Origin of the sequence: Caballeronia choica (assembly GCF_001544535.1) — a bacterium.
Taxonomy (GTDB): Bacteria; Pseudomonadota; Gammaproteobacteria; order Burkholderiales; family Burkholderiaceae; genus Caballeronia; species Caballeronia choica.
Genome location: NZ_FCON02000106.1, coordinates 1 through 26357 on the forward strand (window position 1 = coordinate 1; position 26357 = coordinate 26357).

The 26357-nt window shown below is 67.5% G+C and carries 20 protein-coding genes; 8 read left to right on the forward strand and 12 right to left on the reverse strand.

Annotated features, from left to right (window positions below):
- Positions 1 to 144: 144 nt before the first annotated feature.
- From AWB68_RS31125 to wecB, 7 genes are all read right to left on the reverse strand, one after another.
- Positions 145 to 1125: an alpha-E domain-containing protein gene (locus AWB68_RS31125; RefSeq protein ID WP_087648158.1), complete on the reverse strand. Its 981-nt coding sequence runs from the start codon at positions 1123 to 1125 to the stop codon at positions 145 to 147.
- A 74-nt stretch (positions 1126 to 1199) separates the two neighbouring features.
- A complete protein-coding gene (locus AWB68_RS31130; protein WP_087648159.1) occupies positions 1200 to 2672 on the reverse strand; it encodes a circularly permuted type 2 ATP-grasp protein in 1473 nt (490 codons plus the stop codon).
- A gap of 539 nt (positions 2673 to 3211) precedes the next feature.
- Entirely contained in the window at positions 3212 to 4180 is a 969-nt protein-coding gene (locus tag AWB68_RS31135) for an alpha-amylase family protein (RefSeq protein WP_374729627.1), read from the reverse strand.
- Positions 4181 to 4215: 35 nt separating this feature from the next.
- A complete protein-coding gene (locus tag AWB68_RS31140) occupies positions 4216 to 6639 on the reverse strand; it encodes an NfrA family protein (RefSeq protein ID WP_087648160.1) in 2424 nt (807 codons plus the stop codon).
- Complete coding sequence (locus tag AWB68_RS31145) at positions 6636 to 8780, reverse strand: glycosyl transferase family protein (RefSeq protein WP_087648176.1); 2145 nt, start codon at positions 8778 to 8780, stop codon at positions 6636 to 6638. The genes AWB68_RS31140 and AWB68_RS31145 overlap by 4 nt, the downstream gene beginning before the upstream one ends.
- 8 nt (positions 8781 to 8788) lie before the next feature.
- Positions 8789 to 11008, reverse strand: coding sequence for a cellulose biosynthesis cyclic di-GMP-binding regulatory protein BcsB (locus tag AWB68_RS31150; protein WP_087648161.1), 2220 nt, complete (start codon positions 11006 to 11008; stop codon positions 8789 to 8791).
- Positions 11009 to 11102: 94 nt separating this feature from the next.
- The gene (wecB, locus tag AWB68_RS31155) at positions 11103 to 12296 is read right to left on the reverse strand and encodes a non-hydrolyzing UDP-N-acetylglucosamine 2-epimerase (protein WP_087648162.1); all 1194 of its coding nucleotides are present in this window, start codon (positions 12294 to 12296) and stop codon (positions 11103 to 11105) included.
- Between the two features lie 420 nt (positions 12297 to 12716).
- On the opposite strand from wecB, the gene AWB68_RS31160 reads away from it, so the two are divergent.
- On the forward strand, positions 12717 to 13172 hold the full coding sequence (locus tag AWB68_RS31160; protein WP_125483097.1) for a response regulator: 456 nt from the start codon (positions 12717 to 12719) through the stop codon (positions 13170 to 13172).
- A gap of 37 nt (positions 13173 to 13209) precedes the next feature.
- On the opposite strand, the gene AWB68_RS31165 is transcribed toward AWB68_RS31160, so the two are convergent.
- Complete coding sequence (locus tag AWB68_RS31165; RefSeq protein WP_087648164.1) at positions 13210 to 13479, reverse strand: hypothetical protein; 270 nt, start codon at positions 13477 to 13479, stop codon at positions 13210 to 13212.
- Positions 13480 to 13591: 112 nt separating this feature from the next.
- On the reverse strand, positions 13592 to 15154 hold the full coding sequence (locus AWB68_RS31170; RefSeq protein ID WP_200828840.1) for a sensor domain-containing diguanylate cyclase: 1563 nt from the start codon (positions 15152 to 15154) through the stop codon (positions 13592 to 13594).
- 176 nt (positions 15155 to 15330) lie between these two features.
- Here AWB68_RS31170 and AWB68_RS31175 point away from each other — a divergent pair, with 176 nt between their 5' ends.
- The gene (locus AWB68_RS31175; RefSeq protein ID WP_087648165.1) at positions 15331 to 15534 is read left to right on the forward strand and encodes a hypothetical protein; all 204 of its coding nucleotides are present in this window, start codon (positions 15331 to 15333) and stop codon (positions 15532 to 15534) included.
- 23 nt (positions 15535 to 15557) lie between these two features.
- Here the strand turns inward: AWB68_RS31175 and AWB68_RS31180 are convergent, their stop codons facing one another.
- The 3 genes from AWB68_RS31180 to AWB68_RS31190 all read right to left on the reverse strand — a co-directional run bounded on the left by AWB68_RS31180 (position 15558) and on the right by AWB68_RS31190 (position 17263).
- Entirely contained in the window at positions 15558 to 15980 is a 423-nt protein-coding gene (locus AWB68_RS31180) for a type II toxin-antitoxin system HicB family antitoxin (protein WP_087648166.1), read from the reverse strand.
- Positions 15981 to 16140: 160 nt separating this feature from the next.
- Complete coding sequence (locus tag AWB68_RS31185; protein WP_087648167.1) at positions 16141 to 16521, reverse strand: hypothetical protein; 381 nt, start codon at positions 16519 to 16521, stop codon at positions 16141 to 16143.
- A 193-nt stretch (positions 16522 to 16714) separates the two neighbouring features.
- Complete coding sequence (locus tag AWB68_RS31190) at positions 16715 to 17263, reverse strand: SRPBCC family protein (protein ID WP_087648168.1); 549 nt, start codon at positions 17261 to 17263, stop codon at positions 16715 to 16717.
- A gap of 272 nt (positions 17264 to 17535) precedes the next feature.
- Here AWB68_RS31190 and AWB68_RS31195 point away from each other — a divergent pair, with 272 nt between their 5' ends.
- From AWB68_RS31195 to AWB68_RS31220, 6 genes are all read left to right on the forward strand, one after another.
- A complete protein-coding gene (locus tag AWB68_RS31195; protein WP_235028586.1) occupies positions 17536 to 18525 on the forward strand; it encodes a purine-nucleoside phosphorylase in 990 nt (329 codons plus the stop codon).
- Positions 18526 to 18745: 220 nt separating this feature from the next.
- The gene (locus tag AWB68_RS31200; protein ID WP_087648170.1) at positions 18746 to 21106 is read left to right on the forward strand and encodes a two-partner secretion domain-containing protein; all 2361 of its coding nucleotides are present in this window, start codon (positions 18746 to 18748) and stop codon (positions 21104 to 21106) included.
- 47 nt (positions 21107 to 21153) lie between these two features.
- Positions 21154 to 22860: a ShlB/FhaC/HecB family hemolysin secretion/activation protein gene (locus tag AWB68_RS31205; RefSeq protein ID WP_087648171.1), complete on the forward strand. Its 1707-nt coding sequence runs from the start codon at positions 21154 to 21156 to the stop codon at positions 22858 to 22860.
- Positions 22861 to 22876: 16 nt separating this feature from the next.
- A complete protein-coding gene (locus AWB68_RS31210) occupies positions 22877 to 23530 on the forward strand; it encodes a FecR family protein (protein ID WP_235028585.1) in 654 nt (217 codons plus the stop codon).
- 57 nt (positions 23531 to 23587) lie between these two features.
- Positions 23588 to 23947 carry a hypothetical protein gene (locus AWB68_RS31215; protein ID WP_087648173.1) on the forward strand — a complete coding sequence of 120 codons (360 nt, stop codon included), beginning with the start codon at positions 23588 to 23590 and terminating at the stop codon, positions 23945 to 23947.
- A gap of 32 nt (positions 23948 to 23979) precedes the next feature.
- Positions 23980 to 26202, forward strand: coding sequence for a CHASE2 domain-containing protein (locus AWB68_RS31220; RefSeq protein ID WP_087648174.1), 2223 nt, complete (start codon positions 23980 to 23982; stop codon positions 26200 to 26202).
- The last annotated feature ends 155 nt before the right edge of the window (positions 26203 to 26357 follow it).

Sequence of the window (26357 nt, forward strand, 5' to 3'; positions counted from 1 at the left end):
TTTCTTTGCAGCAGCAAAGAAAGTGAGTCCCGCCCCGGACAGGGGCAGAGCAAATAAACCAAAAACAAAACAAGTTCCATAGAAGCACAAAAACATCAGACGGTGTAACCCAACCCCAACCCCACCCCAAGCGCCAGCGACAACCTATCCCACTGATTGCAGCTGACCGCTGCCCTTCTCCGGCGCGAGCGGCACCAGAAAATCCCTGCTGATCCGGCTCGCGAGGTCATTCACGCGCGCGAGGAAATCGACCAGGTATGCATGCAGTCCGCTCTCCAGAATGTCCTGGATGCGGCCGTCGGCCAATTCCTGGCACAGTTGCGTGGCAAGCCGCGATGTCTCGCTGCTGCGCCCGTTCGTCACGCGTCCAATCAAGTGCTGCACCTCCGCGATGCTCGCCGCGAGCGAGCGCGGCCAGTCGCCGTACAAAATCAGAAGACCCGCGACACGCTCCGGCGTAATGACATCGCGATACACCTTGCGGTATACCTCGAAGCCCGACACCGAACGCAACACCGCCGTCCAGTGGTAGTAATCGAACGGCTGCGCCGACGTGTCCGCGCGCTGTTCGAGCATCTCGAACTTCACGTCGAGAATGCGCGCGGTGTTGTCGGCGCGTTCGATGAAAGTGCCAAGGCGCATGAACCAGAACGCATCGTCCTTCACGAGCGTGCCCAACTGCACGCCACGCGAAAGGTGCGAGCGGAACTTCACCCATTCGAGAAATTCGTAAGGGTCGCGATCGAGAATGCCGTCGGCAAGCAGGCGCTGCGCGTCGAGCCATGTCGTGTTCAGGCTCTCCCACAGTTCGCTGTTGGTCGAGCTGCGCACGGCGCGCGCGTTCTCCCGCGCCGCCCTCAGGCAACTCATGATCGACGAGGGATTCGACAAATCGCGCGTCATGAAATCGATCACGTCGCGGCTTTTCATGCCCTGATGCCCGGCGGCATAGTCGCCGCTCAATTCGGAAATCGACAGCATCGCGCGCCAGCCCAGTTCCGCATATTCATCGGACTGGGGCAGCAGCGACAACTGGTAATTCGCATCGAGCATCCGGGCTGTGTTTTCGGCGCGCTCGGTATAGCGCGCCATCCAGAAGAGATGATCCGCGGTACGGCTCAGCATGGGTGCTCCCGGTCCTCTTGTTCGACTCTTGTTGAATGTTCTGATGGGTTCTCGCAAGCAACGCTTCGACCGCTTCAGCGCTCGAGAACCCACGTATCCTTCGTGCCGCCACCCTGCGATGAATTCACCACCAGCGAGCCCTCGCGCAGCGCCACGCGCGTGAGTCCGCCCGGCACCATCCGCACCTCGTTGCCCGACAGCACGAACGGCCGCAGGTCGATGTGACGCGGCGCGATGCCCGCTTCCACATAGGTCGGGCAAGTGGAGAGCGCGAGCGTCGGCTGCGCGATGTACTTGTCGGGATTGGCGACCAGCGCCGCGCGGAACGCCTCGATCTCGGCCGTGGTCGACGCCGGCCCGACCAGCATGCCATAGCCGCCCGCGCCGTGGGTCTCCTTGACGACCAGTTCGGGCAGCCGGTCGAGCACCTGCTTCAGGTCGTCGGGCTTGCGGCACATGAAGGTCGGCACGTTGTTCAGGATCGGTTCCTCGCCGAGATAGAAACGCACCATGTCGGGCACGTAGGGGTAGATCGACTTGTCGTCGGCGATGCCGGTGCCGACCGCGTTGCAGAGCGACACGTTGCCCGCGCGATACGCCGAAATCAGGCCCGCCACGCCGAGCGTCGAATCCTCGCGGAACACGAGCGGGTCGAGGAAGTCGTCATCGAGCCGCCGGTAGATCACGTCGACGCGCTGCGGCCCTTGCGTCGTGCGCATGTAGACGTAATCGTTATCGACGAACAAGTCCTGCCCTTCGACCAGCTCCACGCCCATCTGCTGCGCGAGGAACGCGTGCTCGAAGTAGGCGGAGTTGTACATGCCCGGCGTCAGCACGACGATGCCGGGATTGTCGACGCCGTCGGGCGCCGCCGCGCGCAGGGTGTCGAGCAGCAGGTCGGGGTAGTGCGCGACCGGCGCGACGCGGTTGCGCGCGAACAGGTCGGGGAAGAGCCGCATCATCATCTTGCGGTTTTCGAGCATGTACGACACGCCCGACGGCACGCGCAGGTTGTCCTCCAGCACGTAGAACTCGCCCTGCCCGGCCCGCACGATGTCGATGCCCGCGATATGCGCGTAGATGTCGCGCACGACGTCGACGCCCTTCATCTCGGGACGATATTGCGCGTTGCCGTGAATCTGCTCGGCTGGAATGATGCCGGCCCGGATGATTTCCTCGTCGTGATAGACGTCGCGGATGAAGCGGTTGAGCGCGTTGACCCGCTGTCGCAGGCCGCGTTCGAGCGCGTGCCATTCGCTCGCCGGGAAGATGCGCGGGATCACGTCGAAGGGAATCGTGCGCTCGGCATCGACGCCCGGTTCGTCCTTCGCGCCATACACCGCGAACGTGATGCCGACGCGCCGGAAGTTGAGGTCCGCCTCCGCGCGCTTGTTGCGGATCTGCTGCTCGCTCTGCGCGGCGAGCCAGTTCATGAATTCGAGGTAGTGCTTGCGCGGATCGCCGGCCCCGCTGAATACGGCTGGCGGTACCCCGCCCGCGTGCAGGTCGGCGCGCTCGAACATTTCATTGAAGAAAGCTTGCGTCATAAACCGGTCTTCCATGTGAAGTGCATGCCGGGCTCGTCCCCGGCTTTCTTGTGCGTGTGCCTTGTACCTTGTACTCGCGTTCCTTCACTGTCCGCGATTGAGCGAGGCGCGCGCTATCCGCATCGACCCGGGATGCGGACATTTTCCCCTCGCGCGGGCAAGCGCGAACGTGCGTTGGGGAACGCCCATCGGCGCTCGTCAGGCCGCTGCGCGAAAAGTGAACGAGTGGGTTAAAGCAACAAATGCGCCAACGTCGGGGATTGGGTCGGCTGGCTGTGAAGGCCATGCATGGCGGCGTTGTGCGGCGTTGGAGGCAGGTAGAGACATGGATCGGAAGTCGGTATGGCGATGCCGGCTTTACATCGGTTGTATGGGAAGCTTTTTGGCGCTCGCGCACCAATGCGGGGCATGATTCGCGCGCGAAGGCACAGATTGGGATCAGGGGCCGCTGGTATTTGGGGTGAAGTGTTCAGGCCGTTGATGCGCTCAGGCAAAAACATCAAACGGAGTAAGCGGTACCCAGCCCAGAGCGCTAGCGGTCACCATCCCCACTTCGCCCCGCCGTTCGCCCTCAGAAGATCGCGCACGAGTTCATCGGGAACATAGTGCGGACCATCGAAAAGATAGGTTCGATAACCGCCATACGCGGCAAGCTGCGGCAGCAATTCATCGGCGGTGGCCGCGCGAAACCCACCGCCCGGCTTCGGTCGAAACGCTTCCGCGATGATCCGCACCCGCTCGCGGCCCAGCTTCGCGGCCAGGTCGTCCGCATAGGCGCGCGCGATGCGCGGCTCGCGCGCGTACTCGCCGCAGCCGTCCTGCAGGAACACGCCGACATCGCGCGGCAGCCACGCATCGAGCCATTGCGCGAGCGCCGCGCCGCCCACGTTCGCGCGATCGTAGACGCTGACCCACAATGGCCGGGGCAGCGCATCGAGGATCGGACGCAGGGCGCTCGCGTCGCGCCAGGTGGGATCGATTTCGACCGGAAAGTACCAGCCCGCGATGTGCACATCGGGCTTCGCCGCGACGAGCCTGATCGATTGCTGCAACAGCTCGGCCGCGCCCGTGCGCGCGGACGCCTCGTCGAAACGCCCCGCCAGCCCGACGATCACGTTGCGCGCCCACGGCTCGCCGGCGATGCGCTGCCAGTCCGGCAGACGCGGCGCCTCCGGCAACGCGGCGCCGGAGACGAACGCGATGCCATCGACCGCCGTCCATTGCACGAGCAGGTCGCGCACGCCGAGCGCGTCCCAGTGGCCGCGCGGATCGACGTGCGCGTTATCCGGCTGCCACACGATGCCCTGGGCGAGCGGCCACGTCGCGGCTTGGATCGGCGTGGCGGGCGCCGCGAGACAGGCCGTTGCGAGCGCGCAGGCGGCAAGGGCGCGCCGCGGGCTGAAGGCAGCCTGACAGCGCGTCGCAAACCCGACGGCCGCGCGTGCGCGCGCCGCCAACGAGCGTCGCAGGCTGAAGGCCGGAAAGGTCACGGCGAGTGATCGGAGCACACGGTCATCCGCATCAATAGGACAGCAATAGGGCATCAATAGGAAAAGACAGCTCCAAAGAATACGCCGCGCGCCCGGTCGTCGCCGGCCGCGCGCACGCGATACTGCACCGACACGTCGACGAACGAACGCGGCGCATCGTACGGGCCGCCCCGGAACCAGTAGCGCGCGACGACGCCCGCGCCCACGCCGGCCGGGATGCTGTGATCGATCGCCGAATCGTAGTCCGCGCCCGCCACCAGATACGGGAACACGGTCAGGCTCGGACTCACGGAATCCACGCGAAAGGTCCGGCCGAGGCGCGCGTTCGCGGTCGCGTAGGTCGATGGATGTTCGAGGTAATGGCCGACCTCGCCATAGACGACGCCCGTCCACCAGCTCGGCGCGTCGCTGCGCAGTTCCGTGCCGAAGCCGCCCGAATAAGCGAGCCGGGGCAACCAGTCGCCGCGCGCCGCCGAGCCGAGCGGCACGATGCGCTCGAACGCGAACACCGCGTTGACGGACTCGAACGGTTTCGCGCGCGCGCCGAACGCGGCCTGCAGCGTCGCGATGCCGGACGGGCCGTTGCCCTCGATGCCGAAGTTGTCGTAGCCGCGCGCGTACAGTTCGAAGCTGCGCTCGCCGAGGCTTCCGAACGGCCGCCAGTAGACTTCGGAGCCGGCCTGCCAGTTGTTCGTGACGCCGGGCGTCGGGTTCGACGCGAATCCCGGCTGCGCGCCGCCGCCGCGATAATTCAGCGACGCATTGAAGCCCCAGTCGCGGGTGGCTTCGGCATGCGCGCGGCGGGCGTCGTCGAGCGCTTGCTGCGAGAGCGGCGTCTCGCCGTCGGCGGGGTTCAGTCCGTGGTCGATCGCGCGCTCCAGGAACGCGGCGCCCTCCCGGTTGCGATGCGCGCGCAGCGCCGTGTAGCCGGCGTCGGCGGCGGCACCCGGCGGCAGCGTGCCCGCGCGGTCGGCGCGTTCGAAGTAGTCGAGCGCCAGGCGGTTGTCGCCGGCTCGCTGGGCGATGAACGCGGCCTGCATGTCGGTCATGCCGTCGAGCAGGCCGGCGTCGATCAGTGCGCGCGCTTGCGTCCGCGCCTCGTGCGTCTCGCCCGTGCTGGCGAGCGCATCGATCAGCGCGACGCGCGGCGCGGGATCGTCGGGGACCAGCGCGACCGCCTCGCGCCAGTATCCGATCGCCGCGCGCCTGTCGCCGTGTTCGATCGCAAGACGTGCTTGACGCTTCGCCTCGAAGGCGGGGTCGGCGGCGTAGACGTCGCACGATGCGCCGTACGGGTCGACGCGACAGTCGAATACCGGACGCGCACGCGGATCGACATCCGCCGCCGCGACGCCGCGCACGAGCAGCGCCTGCGCGCGGCGGCGGCGCAGGGCGAGCGCGGAATCGGTGTCGTCGTGTGTGGTGGCGAGCGGTGGCAGAACGTCGAGCGCATCCTGCGGCCGCCCTTCGGAGATCCATACGTCGGCGATGATCGTGCGCGCCACGCGTTCGTCGCGCGGTGTCGCGCCGTGAAGGGTCAGCGCGCGTGCGAAGTCGGCGTCGGCGCGTGGATCGCCGCGTGCCGCGCGCGCGTAGCCGCGCAAAGTCCAGGCGATCGGGTCGGCGTCATCCTGCGCGATGAACTGCGACGCCGCTTCCTCGACGCCCGCCAGATCGTTCTGCGCCAGCAGGATCTCGATCAGCTGAGTGCGGAAACCCCTCCGGTCCGGTGCGTACTTGATAGCCTCCCGCGCAAGCCGCGCTGCCGCCGGCAAGTCGCCGCGTCCGCGTGCCGCGTAGGCTTCAGCCGACAATCCCGGCGCGATGCGCGCTCCGATGAAGCGGCGCCGCGTGCGCAAGCCTTCGCTGTCGCCGAAACGCTGGGCCGTGTCGAGATCGGCCGCATACGCATCGGCGTCCTTGCCCGATGCGCTCAGTGCGTCGATCAGCAGGTAGTGCAGCCGCTCGACGCGCGGCGCCAGCGCGATGGCTTCGCGCGCATCGTCGACGGCCGCCGCGTAATCCTTCTGCGCGTATGCGCGATACGCCCCGCGCGCCGCCTTCAGCGCGTCGCCCTGCAAATCGCCCGGCACGCCGCCCGCGCCTCCCGATGCGGCCAACGCGTCGATCTGCCTGCGCCGCGCGACGAGTTGCGGCGTCGGCCCGAGCTGCGCGATGGCATCCGCGAGCGTGCGGCTCGCTTCCTTCAGATGCCCGCTCGCCGCCAGCGCATTCGCCAGCAGCAGCCGCAATTCGACGACATCCGGCCGCTGGCGAATCGCCTCCCGCGTGCGCGCGATGCTCTCGGCATAGCGATGCGCGTCGTAGGCCGCATACGCCTCGCGCGCCAGCCGGTACGCCGCGCCGGAAAGCGGCAGCGGCAAGGTGTCGTCGGCGTGCGCGAGGTCCGCTGCGCACAGCGCAAAGGCGGCCGCTATCGCCATGCCGAGACGCCTTCGCGCAAGGCCGCCCGTCATCGGCCGTACGCCTGGTCGTCCTGCCGCCGACGCTGCTCCGCGACCGCGCGGGTGAGCGCGTCGCGGGTGATCACGTGACGCGCGACCATGTAGTCGCCGATGCGGCCGTGTTGCTCCGGCCGGTACGCCTGCAACGCGGCTTCGAACGCCGAGCGCGTGACCAGTCCCAACTCGATCAGCAGGTCGCCGAGCAGCGGCACGCCGCGCGCCTGGCGGGAAAGGTCAGTGGCGCCTGCCGGCGTTGCATCGGCGCCGCGCACGATCCGCAAGCCTTCCGCCACTTCGCTCTCGCGCACGATGCGCACCTTGACCGCGCGGCCGGTGGCCTCGCGCAGCCGGGCGAGCGCGTCGTCGTCGAGCAGGCTCGCGGCGGCGAACACCGCGTGGCCGTCTGCGTCGATGCCTTGCGGCAGCGCGCGCATGCGCACCAGCACGTCCGGCGCGATGCCGCCCGGCGCTTCGCGGACCAGTGCGGGATCGAGCCGGCCGCGCGGCAGGTCCGCCTGGAACGCGATGGCTTCCGCGAGGGTCTCCTCGTCGAGCCAGCCGCGCGCGACCAGCACGCGCCCGAGCGGCGCCTCGCGCGCGTGATCGGTGCGGCGCGCGATGTCGAGCCGGGCCGCGTCGATCGCCTGCCACGACACCAGCAGGTCGCCGAGATCCTGCCGGGTCTTGCGCAAGCCGTCGGCGCTGGGGAAGTCGTGCATCGTCTTGTCCCACGCGAGGCGCTTGCCCGTCACGAGATGCACGATGAACAGCCGCCACGCCCGCGCCACCGCCATGAAATTGATGACGTTGCTGATCACCATGCGCGGCACGGCCAGCACGCCATGCTCCCAGCCATAGAGACGCGTCGTGAAGATCACGCGCTGGATCACGCGCAGCGAGAGCGCGACGAAATTGGCGACGAGCAGCGCCTGCATCCAGCCGGAATCGATGAACGGTGACGGAAAGAAGTTACCCGTCAGGTCGAAGAACGACGCCACGGCGAGCAGCAGGAACTGCACGGCAAGCACATACGCAAGCATGCCGACGAACGCCGTCACGACGCCCTTGCGGTCACGCATCAGCAGATAGCGGTTCGCCAGCGACCCGTTCCAGCCCGTCTGCTTCCAGCCCTGCAGGCCGATGCCGAGCGTCCATCGCGCGCGCTGCCGGTACGCGGTGCGAAACGTGTCGGGGAAGAACTCGCGCACGCAGAGCGGCATCGTGACCGTGATCTCGCGCTCGGGACCGAGTCCGAAGCAGGAGCGCCGGCGCGTGCTGAATTGCACCGGCAGGCGCGGAAAGATCGACTGCATGCCAAGCTTGAGGATGCGCGCGCCGACATCGTAGTCTTCGGTGAGGCTTTCGGTATTGAACGGTTGGCTTTGCGTTTCTTCGATCAGCGCCAGGATCGCGCGCCGCGAAAAGCACGTGCCCACGCCCGCCGACGGCACCGCGCCCGCCAGGCTCTCGCGCACGACGAGGTCCTTCGCGTGCCACTCGGCGAACTCGTCCATATAGGTGCCCGCGACGAGCTCGAACCACTCGCGTTCCAGCGACGCGACCGGCAACTGGATCATGTCCTTGCGCGGCAGCAGGTAGTTGAAGAACTTCAGCTCGACGGGATGCAGCACATCCTCGCTGTCGTGCATGACGACGCCCGCGAACTCGATGCCCGCCTCGAATTCGTAGTGCAGGATCGCCTGCACGAGCCAGTTGAGGCAGTCGGCCTTGCAGGTCGGCCCGTCGTGCGGCACTTCCACGCGATGCAGGTGCTTGTAGCGATGGCGCATGCGCTCCACTTCGGCGATGGTCGCCGCATCGTTCTGGTACGTGCCGACGAACACCGTATAGCTGCGATAGTCGAGCACGCGCACGAGGTCCTCGACCATCGCGGCGATCACGTCGTACTCCTGCCACGCGGGAACCATGATCGCGATCGGCTGCTCGGCGCGCTCGTAAAGCTGCTCGATCCTGAGCGGCGCGTGCTGGCGCCTGACGGTGAGCGCGCGGTACGCCTCGCGCGTCCAGTACCAGGCGTCGATGAAGAGATCGTCGAGACTCGACAGCAGGATGATCGCCGCGACCGTCGCGGCGACGTATTCGAGCCCCTGGTAGTACTGCGCGAGCAGCAGCGCGCCGTACCACTTGGTCATCGCGAGGCTCACGCCTTGTCCTTCCTGTGCCTGCGTCGCGCGCGGCCGGCCAGCACGATCAGCGCGACGAGCAACAGCACGAGCACGGCCGGGATGCCCCAGCGCGCCCAGTGCCGCGTGACCCAGTCGGTGCTGGTGACGTGGCCGGTGCTCAGGTCGTCGGGATCGACGGTGTCGAACGCCTTGAGCACGCCGCTTTCGTCGACCACGGCGATGTCGCCGCGCGCAAGCCGCAGCTTGTCCGTGAGCACCGGCGGCTCGCCCGACGCGCGGTACACGATGCCGCTCGCGGCGCCGGAGGTCACCACGCTCAGCACCGCGACGCGCTTCAACCCCGACACGTCGATCAGCTTCTCGCCGTTGCGGGACGTGAGCGTCAGGCGGTCGGGAGAAAACGCCACCGGGTTCTTCTCGTCGGCGAGCGCGACGTCCGCCGCGAGGAACGGGCCGTCCGGCTCGGCACGCGCGCCGTCGGGCGTGACCACGAACTTCGCTTCGAGCGGCGCGACACCGGCCGCGCCCGCGAGCGTCGCGAGGCGCGGCACGCTCAGCACTGCGTCGTCGAGGTAGGCGTGCGGGACGATCACCGTCGCCGACGTCGCATAGCGCGCCGCCATCCCGACGAACGTATTGGCGGGCGTGCCCTTGCCGAGCGTCAGGTGGCTCGTCGGCAGCACGGCGACCGGATAGGACTGGCGCGTCTCGCAGCCCGCGTCCGGCTGGCGACGGAACATCACGCGCAGGTCATTCGTGCGGGCGACCGCGTAGCGCGGAATCGGCAGGATGAGACGCTGGCGCGAACCGTCGGCCTCGAGCACCTTCGCGCCGATCATCACGTCGTTCAGGTAGACGGTCGCGGTCGCTCCGCCGTTTGAGAGCGTCGGCGAGGCGGCGAGGTCCAGAACGACTTCCTCCGGCACGCGGCCATCGCCCGAGGCGGCGGCGAGGTCGAAGCTCGCCTCCCAGGAAGCCGCCGTATGCACGTCGACGCTGCCCGGCTCGCCGCCAAGCTGCGAGAGCGGGATGAGGTCGTCCTGCACGCGCGTGCCCGGCTGGATCTCGTGCACGACGACGCGGTTCGCCACATCGATCGGCCGCCAGCGCTGCCCCAGCACGGCGACGCCCCGGTTGTCGCCGACGACGATCACCGCCCGCCCGCCCAGTTGCGCGACGCGCGCCTCGCCGGGCGCGAGCGGCGCGACCGCCTGGGCGACGGCGCGCGAACGCCAGGCGTCGAAGGCATTCAGCGTGTCGCCGCCCGCCGCCGCAAGCTGCTGGCGCAGCGCGTCGAGCGCGCCGTCGATCGAACGACGCATCCCGTCGTCGGCGACGAGCACGTCCGGCCCGAACGCCGCGCGCGGCGCGAGCACGATCAGCGCGCCCAGCTCCGCCGCGTTCGCGAGCGTGTGGCGGCCGGCGCCCGCGAGCGCATCGAATGCAGCGACATGCTGGCCGCGCAGCCCGGCAGGCACCTCGGCGCCCGCAAGGTCGACCGTATCGCCGACCGCCGGCAGCGCCTGCGTGAGCGGACGCTTGCCGTCGCGCTGGAGCAGTGCATTGGTGCGCCACGCGGTGTCGAGCGATGCGGCGGTGAGGCGGCGGCTCGCGATCGTGAGCACCGGCGCATACGGCAGCGCGCTCCACGCGGTGCGCAGGTCGTGGATGTCGGCGGGATCGAAGCGGTAGGTGAGACGCGTCGCCGGATCGACGCGCAGCACGTTGCCGATCGCCGTCTGGTCCGCGCAAGCCTTGTCGACGATCGCCGACGCATAGCCGACGCCGATGCGCACGAAGCCGACCGGTCGCGGCCCGCCATCGACACCCACGCTGACCGTCACGGCGCCCGCATCCTGCGTGAACGATCGCGCAAGAACCGGCGAGCCGTCGATCGACAGGAGCATCGTCGTGCGGCCGCCGTCGCCGCGCACATAGCCGCCGTCGAACTGCAGGGTGGCGTCGGTGATCGGCACGTCGGCGGGAACCGGCAGGAAGAACTCGCGGCGCGTCTCGGGCGCATACAGCGTGACGTTTTCCACCAGGCCGAGTTGCTTCAGCGTGACGGTGCGCGTTTCCTTCGCGCCGCGTCCGAGTTGCGCGAACGCGTTCGCCATGTCGCTGCCGGCGGCGAATGACGCACCGGCGTGCAAGGCGGCGAACGCAGCAAACGTAGCCAGGGCGGCGGCGATGACGGCACGCACGGTGCGCCGCGAGAGACTGTCGTCGATCAAGGGTTGAATCCTGGAGATGGCTGGATGACTGGAGAGACAGACGAACCGCGCGCCACGGCCTGAACCGGGACGCGCCAGCGGGGCACCGCGCCGCTCAGACGAACACGTCGCCGAGCACGTCCGCGGCAAAATGGGCTTCGTTCGCGGTATGCGGCGTGAACTCGTCGAACGGACGGCCGGCCAGCGCCGCGACGATGCGCGCCGAAGCATGGCCGTCGCCGAACGGATTCACGCGCCGCGCGAAGGCCTCGCGCGCGTCGTCGTCGTCGATGAGACGCGACACCGCGCGCACGATCTCGTCCTGATCCGTGCCGACCAGTTGCGCCGTGCCCGCCAGCACCGCCTCGGGCCGCTCGGTCACGTCGCGCATCACGAGCACCGGCTTGCCGAGCGCGGGCGCTTCCTCCTGCACGCCGCCCGAATCGGTCAGCACCAGCGCCGAGCGTTCGAGCAGCCAGACAAAGCCCGCATAGTCCTGCGGCGCGGTCAGGAACACGTTCGGCAGGTGGCCGAGCGCGCTGATCACCGTCGCCCGGACGTTCGGGTTCAGGTGCACCGGATAGACGATCTGCAAGTCGCGGCGGCGCGCGAGTTGCGCGAGCGCCGTGCAGATGTCGCGCAGGCCCTGCCCGAAGCTCTCGCGCCGGTGGCCGGTGACGAGCAGCATGTGCTTCGACCGGTCGAGAAAAGGAAAGCGGTTTTCCAGCGACGCGCGCAGCACGAGGTCCGAATCGATGCGCTGCTTGATCGACAGCAGCGCGTCGATCACCGTGTTGCCCGTGACGATCGCGCGGCCGTGCAGCGTCTCCTTCGCGAGGTTCGCCTTCGAGCGCGCGGTCGGCACGAACATCAGGTCGCTCACGACATCGACCACGCGCCGGTTCATCTCCTCCGGCCACGGACTATGCATGTCGCGCGTGCGCAGACCCGCCTCGACATGGCCGACCGGCACGCGGCGATGGAACGCGGCGAGCGCGGCCGCGGTGGCCGTCGTGGTGTCGCCGTGCACGAGGACGCGGCTCGGCGCCTCCTTCTCGATGACCGTATCGAGCGAGGCAATCACGCGCGATGCGAGTCCATTGAGCGTCTGGTTCTCCGACATCACGGCGAGATCGTAGTCCGGCACGATGTCGAACAGATCGAGCACCTGCTGGAGCATCGAGCGATGCTGGCCGGTGACGCAAACAACCGATCGGATATCAGGTTCGCTTCTGAGCGCCTTGACGAGCGGCGCCATCTTGATTGCTTCGGGTCTCGTTCCGAAGATCGACAACACTGTTTTTTTCATTAGGCCCGACGACAGCGTCTTTGTAAGAATTTGTCATTTTAATCAGGCATTTAGATCAACGTCTGAAGATAAATGTAAAAAAGTCTATCGGATATTGGTTTGGACAACGGTTGATTAATTTTTGTCCATGGGATAAGCGGCAGTTATTACCTTCGGCCGAATTTTTTTCGAAGATCGCCTCGCGAAGTCGTCAGGTGGTCCAGATAGTGCATAGGTCAACGCACGTCGGCGACAAACGCCGATTTGAACCAAACAGTACGGATCAGATGCGATCGACTGGCTAGACTGCGCCCCCGCGTGGTGCGTCGTCGATCCAGTTTGGGGCAGTCATGTCCATTCCGATGCATGGAGACTTCGAGGACCGATGCCTGTTGTGTCTTGTATGCCAGTTATGCCAACCCCGACCCAGACGAGGAACACGTGAACAACCGCGCGTCCGAACCGAGCTTGGCACGTTATGCACTATGGAATCGAAAGCAGCGGAAGACGACGTCGACCGCGAGACGCGTGCTCGTCGCGAACACCGACCGAGCGTTGGGCGAGTCGCTTGTCTCACTATTTGCGCTGAAGGGCTTTACCACCGAATACGCGATGGACTGTGCGTCGGTGCGCACGATCGTTCGGACCTGGCAACCGCAAGTTGTGTTTCTCGATACGCGGATCGGAGCGTGCGGGAATTACGCGCTGGCTCGCGAACTGCGGTCAATCGACGGCGGCGAGAGTTGTCTTGTTATCGCGATGAGCGGGTTTCTGCCCGAGGAGCCGATTCACTTGCTGAAGGAAGCGGGATATGACGGGCACTGTCGCCGGCCCTGCGCGGTCTGGCAGATGACCGATCTGCTCGATGAGTATTTCGCCCTGCGGGCGATGCGGTGAGAGATGGGGGTTGTGTACGCACGCAACCCCTGTGGCATCAATCGGCCCGGCCCGCGGCCTGTAGCGGGACGCCGCGTTCGAGTTCATCCCGCAGCGCGCGCTCCGGCTCCGACGTCAAGGCGAATGCTTTTGGCACCGGCGCAGTCGATGCATTACTTTCACCCGCCGCCGCCGCGTTCTCGGCATCAGGCGCCGGGGCCTCTGCATGCTTCGACGATCGGCCATAGCTGGCGATATAGACCGTCGCCGCCACGGCGATCCCGACCAGCAACGCCACGACCGCAAATCCCCTGTTCTTCTTTCGCATGTGTCTTCTCGATCTGCCGCAATCCAATACCCAAGGACGATGCGTCCAGCATACCCAAAGTCACGCCACGCGGATCGTCCACGCGACGAACCGAATGGCCCAGGAGGAATGATCAAGGTTCGCGCTCGCACAGTGCCGCCACCTCAGCCTCACTCCGGGACTGCGTCCGAAACCGCACCAACCCCTTCCCCGCAGCTTTCGCATCGTAAAGCGCAACATCGGCGTGCTTGAGCGCCTGATCGAACGACTCCCCCGCCTCCGCCACGGCGATCCCGACGCTCGCGCCCACCAGCGCCCTCATCCCCGACGACAGCGCATACGGCGCCGAAAGCTCCTGAACGATGCGCCGCGCGAGCACGGCACTCGTCGACGTGCTCGTCTGCGTCGCGACGATTGCAAACTCGTCGCCGCCAAGACGCGCCACGAGTTCGCCGCGCCGCATGACGTTGCGCAAGCGGTCGGCGACGAGCCTGAGCACCTCATCGCCGGCATTGTGGCCGAGCGTGTCGTTGACGTGCTTGAAGTCGTCGAGGTCGACGTACATCACCGCGATCTGGTGTCCCCGGCCGCCCGTCGATGCTGCCATCAGCCGCTGTGCGTGGTCGCCCAGATAGCGCCGGTTCGGCAAACCGGTAAGCGAATCGTGATGCGCCCAATGCAGGATTCGCGCTTCCGACTTCTTGCGTTCCGTCACGTCCTCGATGATGACGACCTCGCTGCCATCCGGGACCGGGTTGCGCGTCATCTCGAGATGACGGCCGTCCGTGAGCTTCAGGTCGAGCGGCGCGCGTTCCTGCGCGAGCCACTCCGTGCATCGTTCGACGAGTTGCGTACGCAGCGCTTCGCCGAATCTCGCGAGTCCCACATAGCCGATGAATTCCGGCAGCGGCACATTGAGCCGCAGCATTTCGACCGTCGCGCCGAACAGTTCCGCCGCCTTGCGGTTGGCGATGACGACCTTGCCGGCCTCGTCGATCGTGCAGAGTCCGTGCGGCATGTGGGAAAGCGCGGCGTCGAAGCGGGCCGCCAGTTCCGCGTGCCGCTGCTCGGCCGTCATCAGGCCGACCAGTCCGCCATAGTGACGACGCACGACCGACGTCATCGCGCCGACGTACAGGAAGAGCGGCGGCACGAGAATCCAGTAGCCGGCATCGGCCGCGACGACCGCGCCGATGCCGATCGGCACGGCGCCCATGCAGATCTGCGTGATCGCGAGGTACGGCAGCGCGGCGTTGCGCGACGCGATGCCGCCGAGAATGCCCGCCGTCACCATGATGGCGAGCGACGCGAGCACGAAGTCGCGCGACATCACGCACGCCATCGTGCCGAGCCCGAGTAGCAGGCAGGCGGCGAGCGCGAACGGCACATAGCGCGCGGCCCAGGGACCGGGGAGCAGCGCGGTCGGCCGGCTTCGCACGCGATACACGTGGACGACGCCGACCCGCGCCGCGAGGATGAGGATATCGAGCGTGAGCCACAGGAGCGCCCACGGCTGGCCGAGGCGGACCACCGCCGCCAGCGCGACGAACCCGCCGGCGACACCGGAGAGCAGCAACGGGCGGCTGTCTTCGAGCACGGTGGACAGCAGCGACGAGCGGATCGCGGCGGTGATCGGGCCGTCCTCTATCGGCGGAGTCGCCAGAAAGGAATCGAGGATGGAGGGGTCGGCTGGCATACGGTGTTCGCGTGGACGAGGGTCTGAGGGCCGCACCGGAGCCGCCGCTATCCGTGTTTACGGCGGGGGATCGACGTTCTTGAATGACACGATATTTTGCCGGCCGCGCGGCGGCGCTCTGGAAGCGGGCGCGGCGCTTGTGCATAATGACCGCGTCTCAAACTTGGTCGACCCCTATGCCAGTTCCACCCGGACGTTCGCGCATCAAGCGCAAGCCGCTACGCGGGGCGCTCGTGCGCTATCAGGACCGCATTGCCGAAGTGCTCGGCGAAGCACGCGGACAGCGCGTGATGATCCGCTCGATTCACGCCGATGGCGTCGAACGGCGGACCGCTGTGAAGTGGGTGAATCTGCTGCCGCTCGACGGGCAGTTGTTTTAGGCTACGGACGCCTGCATGCCGTTTCAAGCGGGCGTCGCGCTGATTTCCAATTGCATGCCGAGGGCAGCGAGAGCGGCGGCGATCGTGTCGATTTTCGTCGCGTGTGCCAGATCGATGACGCGGTTCACGTCCTGGCGCCGCGTGTTCAGCCGGCGCGCCAACTCGGCGGGCGTCACCTGCTGCGCAACCATCGCGTTGAGCAACAGGACTTTTGCCGCAACGCTCGCGGGCAGTTCGATCAGCACGTCGCCACGCTTCGGAGGCGACGGCATCGGCACCGCGCGCTTGTCCTCGAAATAGAAATCCATCGCCGTAACGAGCGCGTCGACGGCCATATCGATTGCTTCTTCGCGAGTCTTGCCGCACGTGATCGCTTCGGGAATGTCGCGGTGTTTGACCGCGAAACCGGTGCCGTCAGGAATCAGGCGGGCTGGGTACTTGAACATGGTGGTTTGGTGGCGCGCCGCGCTCGAAGCACGGCGAGCAACCAACGATGAAGTTGAATCTATCGCTCGCTTGGCGCGAGACAAGGGCGAACGCGAGGCACCCGAGTTGTTTCGCTTCGAACACGTGCGCGATCAATCCAAAGACCTGCGCGCGCCGGATTCACGCAGTCCGGCCGGGTCTCCATCGAGCGGCGGAAGGCATCAGACCCGCGGCAAGCGATAGCACATGCCCGATAACCGAAGGCTTCGCCCTCTCGACCACCTCGGGCTCTTCCACCGGCAGCGGTTCCGGAGGCGGCAGCTCAGGCTGCACCGCCAGCGCCAGGCTCGCCTCGCGCGCATCCGCACACCGTCGATTGAGCGCCATGCGCATCGCTGGCTCGTCGATCAGCGCACGCGCTTGTGGCCAGCCGCGCTCGAAGCGCAGTGCGTAGTCGATATCGGTGAAGTCGTGATACCGGCCGGAATCGGCGAGCGCCATCGCCGACGAAATGACGCGCTGCAGCGTCCACGCTTCTATTTCATTGTTATCCGTCGCCACGCGCACCCTCGCTCACGAATGAGGTGTTCGGATCATAGCCCGGCTTTTGGGATACATCCGTCGCCTGCGGACAACACCTCGTCAAAAAAGAGTGGCGTGCCTCAACCGAACTTCGAACCTGCCGCCGCGCGAGCCGGACGACTGATCGCCGAAGACGGGAAACGCGGTCGAGGACGTGTAAGGCAAACGTGATTCACGGCCAGGCGTGCGGCGTCTCAAGGACGGTCTTCAGCCGTCGCACCGCTTCGTCCGATTCCGCCTGAATCCGCTCGCGCAACAAGAGCCGGTTGAGCAGCGCGAACCACAGCGACGGCGCGCGATACGTGAACACGCGCTCGAAGCGCGTGCCGCCTTCAGTCGATGTCAGCGAGTACGTGACGGTGCCCGCCTGCCTGCCGCCGATGGTTCCCTCGATCGACCACCGCCCCGGCCGCTCTCTTGCGACGACCGTCCACACGGCGCGTCCGCGTCTGCCCGCGACGCGGAACGCCTCCGTCACCTGCTCGCCGATGTCGAGCGAATGATCGACCGCGCCGCTCACCCCGAGCGATGACGGATGCCACGTCGGCCAGTGCGCCGGCGTCGTGACATAGTCGAAGACGACCGTGGCCGGACGCTGGATCTGCGCGACGCTGACGATGCGTGTGTCGAATGTCGTGCGCTGCGGCAACGGCATGAAGAGCAACGCGATGCCCGCCAGAACGATCGGAATCGCCGTGATCAGTCGCGTGCGGGTTTTCATGGCGTCGGGTGCTTCATGCCCTTGGGATCGATCCGGCCAGTTTACCGCTCGCAAGGCGCACCGGAACCGACGAGACAAACCACCGTCCTGCACGTTATTGTCGAACCTATAATCGCCGGACCCGGACGACGTCCCCAACCTCACGAAGCCACCCGATGAATCTGATCGCGCCGTCGAAAAAGAGTCTGCCAGGCCGCCTGCGGGTGACGCCGATTGCAAGAAGCGCGGTCGCGATCGCCGCCACGCTCGCGTTCGGCGCGTGCGCGCCCACGATGACCCGGAACTCGGACGACATTCGCAACAGTCAGCAAGACCGCGAAGTGAAGGTGATGATCGTCTCGATGTTCGGCCCCGAAGGAAAGGTCTGGCTCGATCATCTCGGCCCGTGGAAGGCCGTCAAGGTGCCGGGACTCTCGCCGGACTATCCCGACGTGCAATGCAACGCTCAGGATATCTGCGTGATGACGACCGGCATGGGACATGCGAACGCGGCCGCATCGCTGATGGCGCTCACGTTCTCCGATCGCTTCGACCTGCGCCGGACTTACTTCGTGATCGCGGGCATCGCGGGCATCGATCCGATGCAGGGCACGGTCGGGTCGGCGGCCTGGGCGAAGTATCTGGTGGACTTCGGCATCCAATGGGAACTCGATGCCCGCGAAAAGCCCACTAACTGGCCGAGCGGCTTTCTCGGGATCAATACGAAAACGCCGACGGACAAACCGCCGCCCGACTATCACACGGAGGTCTTCGCACTCAACGCGAAGCTCGCCGATACGGCCTTCGCGCTGTCGCGCAATGTCGCGCTGGCGGACAGTCCCGAGGCGCGGGCGGCCCGCGCGAAATACCACTACGCGCCAGCGAACCGGACGCCGAAGGTGATCCAGTGCGACACGCTGTCGGGCGATACGTGGTGGTCGGGCAAGTACATCGGCGAGCGCGCACGCGTCTGGACGAAGCAACGCACCGATGGCAAGGGCACCTATTGCACGACGCAGCAGGAGGACAACGCGACTTACGAGGCGCTCAAGCGCGCCGCAAGCACGGGGCGCGTGAATCTGGATCGCGTCGCGGCGCTGCGCACGGGCTCTGATTTCGACCGGCCGCACAAAGGGCAGACGGCGTCGGACAACCTCGTCAACTACGCGGCGCAAGGCGGGTTCGCGCCGGCCATCGAGAACCTCTACCGGGCGGGCAATCCGCTCGTGCAGGACATCGCGACGCACTGGAGCGAGTGGCGCGAAGGCGTGCCGTCACGTTGAAGGGTCCAGCGAAACGCCGACACAAATCGGCATACCGAAGCAATCAATCCGCAGACGAATTCCTTTCGGCGCATACCCGTCAGCGCCTTTTCGGCACTGCGCGCGCCATTTACAGAATTCGTATTTGAAAGCGTTCCGCTGAACACTACACTGCCTTTCATGGTTTAGCCGCATCGTTCGATGCGGCAGAAAAAAAGCCGTCCAACGGGACCCGAAGACCATGACGGGCACAGTCCAAGCAGGCCGCAATCGGCTCCTCGCCGTTGCGCTCGCCGGCGCATCGAGCGTCGCGATGGTTCCGTGCGCAACGGCGGCGCCCGGCGGTGGACAAGTGGTGGCCGGTTCGGGATCGATCGCGAGCTACGGCCCTCACACGGCGATCCAGCAAAACACCGGCCGCCTCGTGATCGACTGGAACACGTTCGGCACGCGTCCGAACGAGTCGGTCACATTCAATCAGCCCGGCGCTCAGTCGATCGCACTGAACCGTGTCGTCGGGCAGAACCCGTCTGTCCTGCTCGGCACGCTCTCTAGCAACGGCCAGGTGTTCATCGTCAATCCGAATGGCGTGCTGTTCGGCGTCGGCGCGCGGGTCAATGTCGGCGGGCTGATCGCCTCGACGCTCGCACTCTCGAACCATGACTTTCTCGCCGGCCATTACACGTTCACGAACGGCGATCAGGCCGCAGCGGTCGTCAACCAGGGATTCATCCGCACGGCGCCGGGCGGTTACGTCGCGCTGATCGGACGGCGCGCGATCAACCAGGGCGTGCTCGTCGCGCCGGGCGGCTATGCCGCGCTCGCCGCCGGCGAGCGCGTAACGGTCACGCTCGGCGATCATCAGATGGTTGGACTGTCGGTCGATCAGGGCGTGCTCCGCGCGCTCGCCTCGAACCGCGGGCTCATCGAAACGGACGGCGGACAGACCCTGCTCGCCGCCAGCGCCGAGGACGCGCTGCTCGCGGGCGTCGTCAATAACAGCGGCGTGATCCTCGCGCGCACGGCGCTCAACCAGAACGGCGTGATCCGGCTCGTCGCGGAGGGCGGCACGGCCGAGGTCGGCGGCGTGCTCGACGCGTCGGCGCCGCGCGGTGGCAACGGCGGGCTGATCGAGACGGCCGGGTCGCGCGTGCAGGTCGCGCCGGGCGCTTTCGTCACGACGGCCGCGCCGCACGGCGACACCGGCGGCTGGCTGATCGCCGCGCGCGAGTTCACGGTCGCGCCGACGGGTGGCGATATCTCGGGCGCGACGCTCTCGCGTGCGCTTGGCAGGACGAACGTCGTGATCGGTGCCGGGTCGCGGCGCTCGGGGTCGATTTCGATCGACGATGCCGTCGCGTGGAGCGGGCCCGCCGCGCTAGCGCTGTTCGCGCGCAATGCGATCGCCGTGAACGCGCCGGTCAGCGCGCCGGCCGGCGTCCTGCTGTTCGGCACCGGCGCGACGATGACGCAGGACGCCGCCATCACGGCCGCAGGCGTGGCGCTTCTTGGCAGCCGCGGGCAGTACCGGCTCGACGACGCGTCGAACCACATCGGCACGCTCGCGGCGAACACCGGCTCGGTCACGCTGGCCGACGGCGCGGCGCTCACGGTCGGCACGGTCGGCGGCGTCACGGGCGTGACCACGTCGGGGCCGGTGACGCTGCGCGCGCCATCGCTGACGCTCGACGCCCCGGTCCGCAGCACGTCGACGGGCACGGCGGTGACGCTTCAGTCCGCGACCGGCTTCATCAACCATGCGGGCGCCGGCGCGATCGCGACACCCAATGGCCGCTGGCTCGTTTATTCGAGCAGTCCGGATGCGGACAGCTTCGGCGGCCTGCAAAGCGGCAATCTGGCGCTGTGGGGCGATGCGTCGGCGGCCGGTGCCGACAGCATTGCGGCGGCGGCGCGCGGCAATCGCTTCGTGTTCGGCGTGGACCAGCAGGCCGTGCTCACCGTGAAGCCCGCGAGCATCAAGCAAGCCGGCACGACACTCGTCCTGGGTCCGGCAGACGTTTCGGTCAGCCTGCGATATTCCGGCGCCGCCTACGGCAACGCCTTCACCGACAGCCCCACGATGCACGAGCCGTTCTCGTTCACGGTGACGAGTGCCGGCGCGGGCGCGGGCGCTTCTGCCGGCGACTATGTGATCACGGTGTCGGCGACGGGCGCGCTGCCGGCCGGCTACACGATCAGCACGTTGGGCGGCACGCTGCGCGTCGCGGGGACGGCACCGCCGCCGGCGCCTCCGGCCACCCCCGTTGCACCCGTTGTGCCCGTCGCGCCGCCACCACCGTCACCGCAAGCCCAAGCGCCCTCGGCTCCGCCGACCACGGCGACCACGCCACCAGCGCCAACGATCCCCGAGACCCCGGCGGCGCCTCCGATACTGACCGCGCTCGCCCCGGCTCCGGCGGTGATCGACGCGGTGCAGACGGTCGCGGGCCAGACCGGTGACGACCTGGATCGCAACACTGTAGCGCTGCCGGCGGGGCTGTCCCGGCCCGCGACGCCGGTCGTGCAGACAACGAGCGACCCCGCCAGCGACGGCAGCCGCTTACCCGACGATGCGTGGCCCGGCAACGTGTGTCGGATGTGATGCAAGCCGGAGCGCGCCGCCCCCGCCGCCCCCCGCCCGACGGCGTGATGCCGCGTCACCCATCCCACGCGCGGCGCGCGGCGATCCTGCTGGCCGGTCTGATGCCGCTCGCGCCGCACCACGCGCATGCGCAGATCGTGCCGAACGCCGGCAGCACCTTGCGCGAGCAGCAGCAGCAACCGGCGCCCGCGCCTCCGCCGTCCGATTTCCGGCTGCAAGTCGCGCCGCCCGCCTCTACACCCACGCCGCCGGCGCAAGGCGAATCGGGCGGCATCCGTTTCACGGTCGAGGCGTTCGAACTGAGCGGAAACACGGCCATCGCGAGCCCGGAACTGCTCGCGCTGCTGAAGGACGACACGGGCCCGGCCCGCTCGCTGGACGACCTGAACGCGGCGGCCGCGCGCATCACCGCGTACTACCGCGCGCACGGCTACCTGGTGGCGCGGGCCTACGTGCCGCCGCAGCAGATCGACCACGGCGTGGTGCACATCGCGATCAGCGAGGGACACTACGGCAAGGTCGCGCTGGCGAACGAGTCGCGCACGCGCGACTCGGTGCTCTCGCGCTTCACATCGCCCGAGCGTCTCGGCGACGTGATCGACGAAAACCGCCTCGCCCGCGCGACGCTGCTGATGCAGGACGTAAGCGGCACGACCGGCGCGAGCGCGACCGTCTCGCCGGGCACGGCGCCGGGCACCTCCGACCTGACGCTGCAAGTGCCGTCCGCGCCGCCGCTCTCCGGCAGCGTCCAGGTCGACAACTTCGGCGAGACGTCGACGGGCACGGCGCGCATCATCGGCGCGCTGAACTGGAACAACCCGCTCGGTCTCGGCGACCAGCTGGGCGCGCGCGTCCTCACGTCGATCACCGGGCAAACCTACGGCAATCTCGGCTACACGCTGCCGCTCGGCGGCAGCGGCCTCGCGTGGGGCGCGGCCTATACGCGCTCGACCTACGTGGTCGGCGGCCAGTTCAGTTCGCTCGATGCGCACGGCAGCGCGAACGTCGTCTCGACGTTCTTCAGCTATCCGTTGCTGCGCTCGGTGAGCGCAAACGTGTTCGCGACGCTCGGCCTCGACCACAAGCTGCTCGCCGACAACCTGGGCGCCTTCGGCTCCTCCGACGACAAGAACAGCGACGTCGGGCACTTCGGCCTGTCGGGCAACCTGAACCTCGCGAAGAGCATCAGCACCTTCGACGCGAGCGTCCAGCAAGGCAACCTGCGCATCGACGATCCAACGCCGCAGCAGTCGGCGGCACAATCGGTCGCGCAGACGGCCGGCGCGTTCACCAAGCTCGTCTACGCCTTCACGCACACGCAGGCGCTCACCGACTCGACGCAGGTCTACGTCGCGCTGAACGGGCAGTTCACGTCGCGCAACCTGGATTCGTCGGAGCAGATGTCGCTCGGCGGGCCGTACGCCGTGCGCGCGTACGCAACCGGCGACGGCGCGCTCGACGAAGGCTACGTCGCCACGTTCGAATTGCGGCAGTCGATCCGGCAGACGCTCGTGCCCGGCCTCTTCACGCTGTCCGGCTTCATCGATACCGGCGACGGCAGGCTCGCGGCCCATCCGTTCGTGCCGGGCACCAATCACCTGAGGCTGTCGGGCGGCGGGGTCGGCGCATCGCTCGTCGCGCCGGGCAACTATTTGCTGATGGTGTCGTATGCGCATACGCTCGGCTACGTGCCGCCGACGCTCGGCACCGGTCACGCGAACCGCTTCTGGCTCACGCTGGCCAAGTCCTTCTAACCGGAGCGCGAAAAACGTGCAATCGATCCGTGCTCTTCGTGCTCTTCGTGCGCTTCTGTGCCTCTGGTTCGGACTCTGCGCGGTCTGTGTCTCTGCGGCGGCGGCGCCGGTCGCGACCGTCACGGCGCTGGTCGGGAACGTCGCGATCCAGTCCGCGAGCGGCGCGCAACGGCTCGCGGCGATCGGCGGCGGGATCGACAACGGCGACACCGTCGAGACCTCCGCCGGCTCCGAGATCGTGATGATCTTCACCGACCACCAGCGCGTCTACCTGAAGCCGGGCTCGGTGTTTCGCGTCGACAACTTCAATTACGCCCCGGCCGATGCGTCGCAGGACCGCAGCTTCCTGTCGCTCGTCAAGGGCGGCCTGCGCATGCTCGACGGCCTGGTCGCGAGCCAGGGCAAGGGCGACAACTACAAGGTGAAAACCCCGACCTCGACGATCGGCATTCGCGGCACCGAATACTCGGTGACCGATTGCGGCGAGAGCGTCACCTGCCAGGGCGACCAGATCGTCGTGTTCGCGGGCGAGATCGTGGTCAGCAACGACGTCGAGAAGCGCATCGTCCGCGCCGGCGAGGGCGTGATCGTGGCGAGCGTCGGGGCGCCGCTCAGGATCCTGCCGGCAAGCCGGGTGACGCCCGTCGTGCCGTCGGCGGCGTGCCGCTGATGCGCGGCGCATCCGACCGGATTGCCGGTATGCCGCCTCGCTCTGGAGACAGCCGGAATGGATGCCGTCAATAGCTCGCCCCGCGGCCCGTGGTCCGCGCTCGGCATGGACACGGTCGCGGGTACGCTCGGCGCGGTGCTGGCGCTGTCCTGCGCGATCGGCTACGGCGCGATGATCTTCAGCGCCGGCCTCTCGCCATGGCTGACCACCGGCGTGCCGACCGCGCTCGTCAGTTGCGTCGTCGTCGCGCTCTTGGTCGCGTTGACGAGCTCGGTGCCGTTCATGATCGGCGGCCCCGATTCGAACGCGGCGGCGCTGCTCGCGGGCGTGGCGTCCGGCGTCGCAATGGACGTGAAGAGCGGCGGCAGCAGCGGCGTGGCGGCGCTCGCGAACGAGCAGATTCGCGCCGCGCATTGAGCGCGGCTCTGCACCGCAAACGAGAGGTCCTTTTGAAACAGCACGCGTTGCGTTATGCCGCTGGCCTCTTGATCGTGCTCGCGCTGCTCGGGCAGGTGCTCGATCGCTACGACGTGCGCTTCATCGATACGCTCGATGCGCTCGTCTACGACACCAAGGTGCGCCTCACGATGCCGCGCACGGTGGACAGCCGCATCGCGATTCTCGACATCGACGAGAAGAGTCTCGCCGAACTGGGACGCTGGCCGTGGGACCGCGCGCGCATGGCGGAACTCGTCGATACGCTGTTCGCGCGCGAGGGCATCGCGCTGCTCGCGTTCGACCTGGTATTCGCCGAGCCCGACGACAGTTCGGGGCTGTCGGTCCTGAACCGGCTGGGCAGTGAAGAACTGCTCGGCGATGCCCAATTCCAGCATGCGCTCGCCGGCCTCAGTGCGCGGCTCGACTACGACCAGCGTTTTGCCGGCGCGCTGCGCGGCCACGCGGCCGTGCTGGGCTACTACTTCGCGAATCAGGCAGAGGAAAGCGGCGCGATACCGGCGCCCGTGCTGCCCGCGACCGCGTTCGGCGCGCATCCGATGACGCTGTTCGACTGGACCAGCCACGGCGGCAATCTTGCGGCGCTGCAGGCGGCGGCGCGCCGGGGAGGCTTCTTCAACCCGGTCATCGACTTCGACGGCTCCGTGCGGCGCGTGCCGCTCGTGACCGAATATCGCGGCGGCGTGTATGAGGCGTTGTCGCTGGCGGTGGTGCGCGCGCTGTTCGGCGACGCCCCGCTCGCACTGCGATTCGACGACCCCGCCGACGCCGCTGCGACGCTCGCCGGCATCGACCTGCGCACGCCGCGCGGCACGCTGTCGATTCCGGTCGATGCCAACGGCGCGGCGCTCGTGCCGTATCGCGGGAGTCAGCGCAGCTTCCCGTACTTTTCCGTCGCGGATGTGCTGGCCGGCCGCGTGGCGCCCGGCGCGCTGCGCGGCAAGATCGTGCTGCTCGGCACGACCGCGCCCGGTCTCGTCGACCAGCGCACGACGCCGGTCGGCGCGGTTTATCCGGGCGTCGAGGTCCATGCGAACCTGATCAGCGGCATGCTCGACGGCACGATCCGCTCGCAACCCGCGTTCGCCGGCATCGCGCAGGCGCTCGCGCTGCTCGCCGTCGGCCTCCTGATGATCTTCGCGTGGCCGTGGCGCGCGCCCGCTCGCGCGACGCTCTTGACCGTCCTGCTGACGGGCGCGGTAATCGCGGCCGATCTCGCGCTCTGGCGATACCGGCTTTGGTCGCAGCCGGTCGCCTCGCTGCTGCTCGCGATCGGCGCGCTTTTCGTGCTCAACATGTCGTATGGATTTTTCGTCGAATCGCGGGCGAAGCGCAGGTTCACCAAACTGTTCGGCCAGTATGTGCCGCCCGAACTCGTCGAGGAGATGAGCCGGCATCCGGAGAGCTACAGCATGACGGGGCGCCGCGCCGACCTGACGGTGCTCTTTTGCGATGTGCTCGGCTTCACCGCGATCGCCGAGACGCTCGAACCCGAGCAGCTTGCCGTGCTGATGAACGACTACCTGGGCACGATGACGGCGGTAATCCGCGAGCAGCGCGGCACGCTCGACAAGTACATCGGCGACGCGATCATGGGCTTCTGGGGCGCGCCCGTCGAGGACAGCGACCACGCGCGGCGCGCCGTCATGGCGGCGCTCGGCATGCGTGCCGCGCTGGTCGATTTGAACCGCACGTTCGCGTCACGCGGATGGCCGACGCTCTGGGCGGGCATCGGCATCAACACGGGGCCGATGACGGTCGGCGACATGGGCTCGACGGTGCGCAAGGCGTACACCGTCATGGGCGATGCCGTGAATCTGGCGGCGCGGCTCGAAGGTCTCACGCGCCATTACCGGATCGACATTCTCGTTGGCGAGGCGACGCGCGAGCGCGTGCCGGACGTGGTGTATCGCGAGGTCGATCGCGTGCGGGTGCGCGGGCGCGCGACGCCCGTTGCGGTGTTCGAACCGCGCATGACGAGCGACGCGTGGGGCGCCGTCGATGCGGCCGAGCGCGATGAACTCGCGCAATGGCATCTGGCGTTGCAGCAGTATCGCGCGCGGGAGTGGGACGCGGCCTGCGCGACGCTTTCGGTGCTCGGCGAGCGGAATCCGGAATGCGGGCTGTACGCGGTTTATCGCGAGCGTATTGCTGTGCTGCGCGATGCCGCTCTGTCCGACGACTGGGATGGGGTGAATACCTTCGATACGAAGTGAGGAGGATGGTCGCTGGCGCTTGGGGGCGTGGTGTTTACGCCGTTTGATGTTTATGCGCTTCTATGGAACTTGTTTTGTTTTTGGTTTATTTGCTCTGCCCCTGTCCGGGGCGGGACTCACTTTCTTTGCTGCTGCAAAGAAAGTAAGCAAAGAAA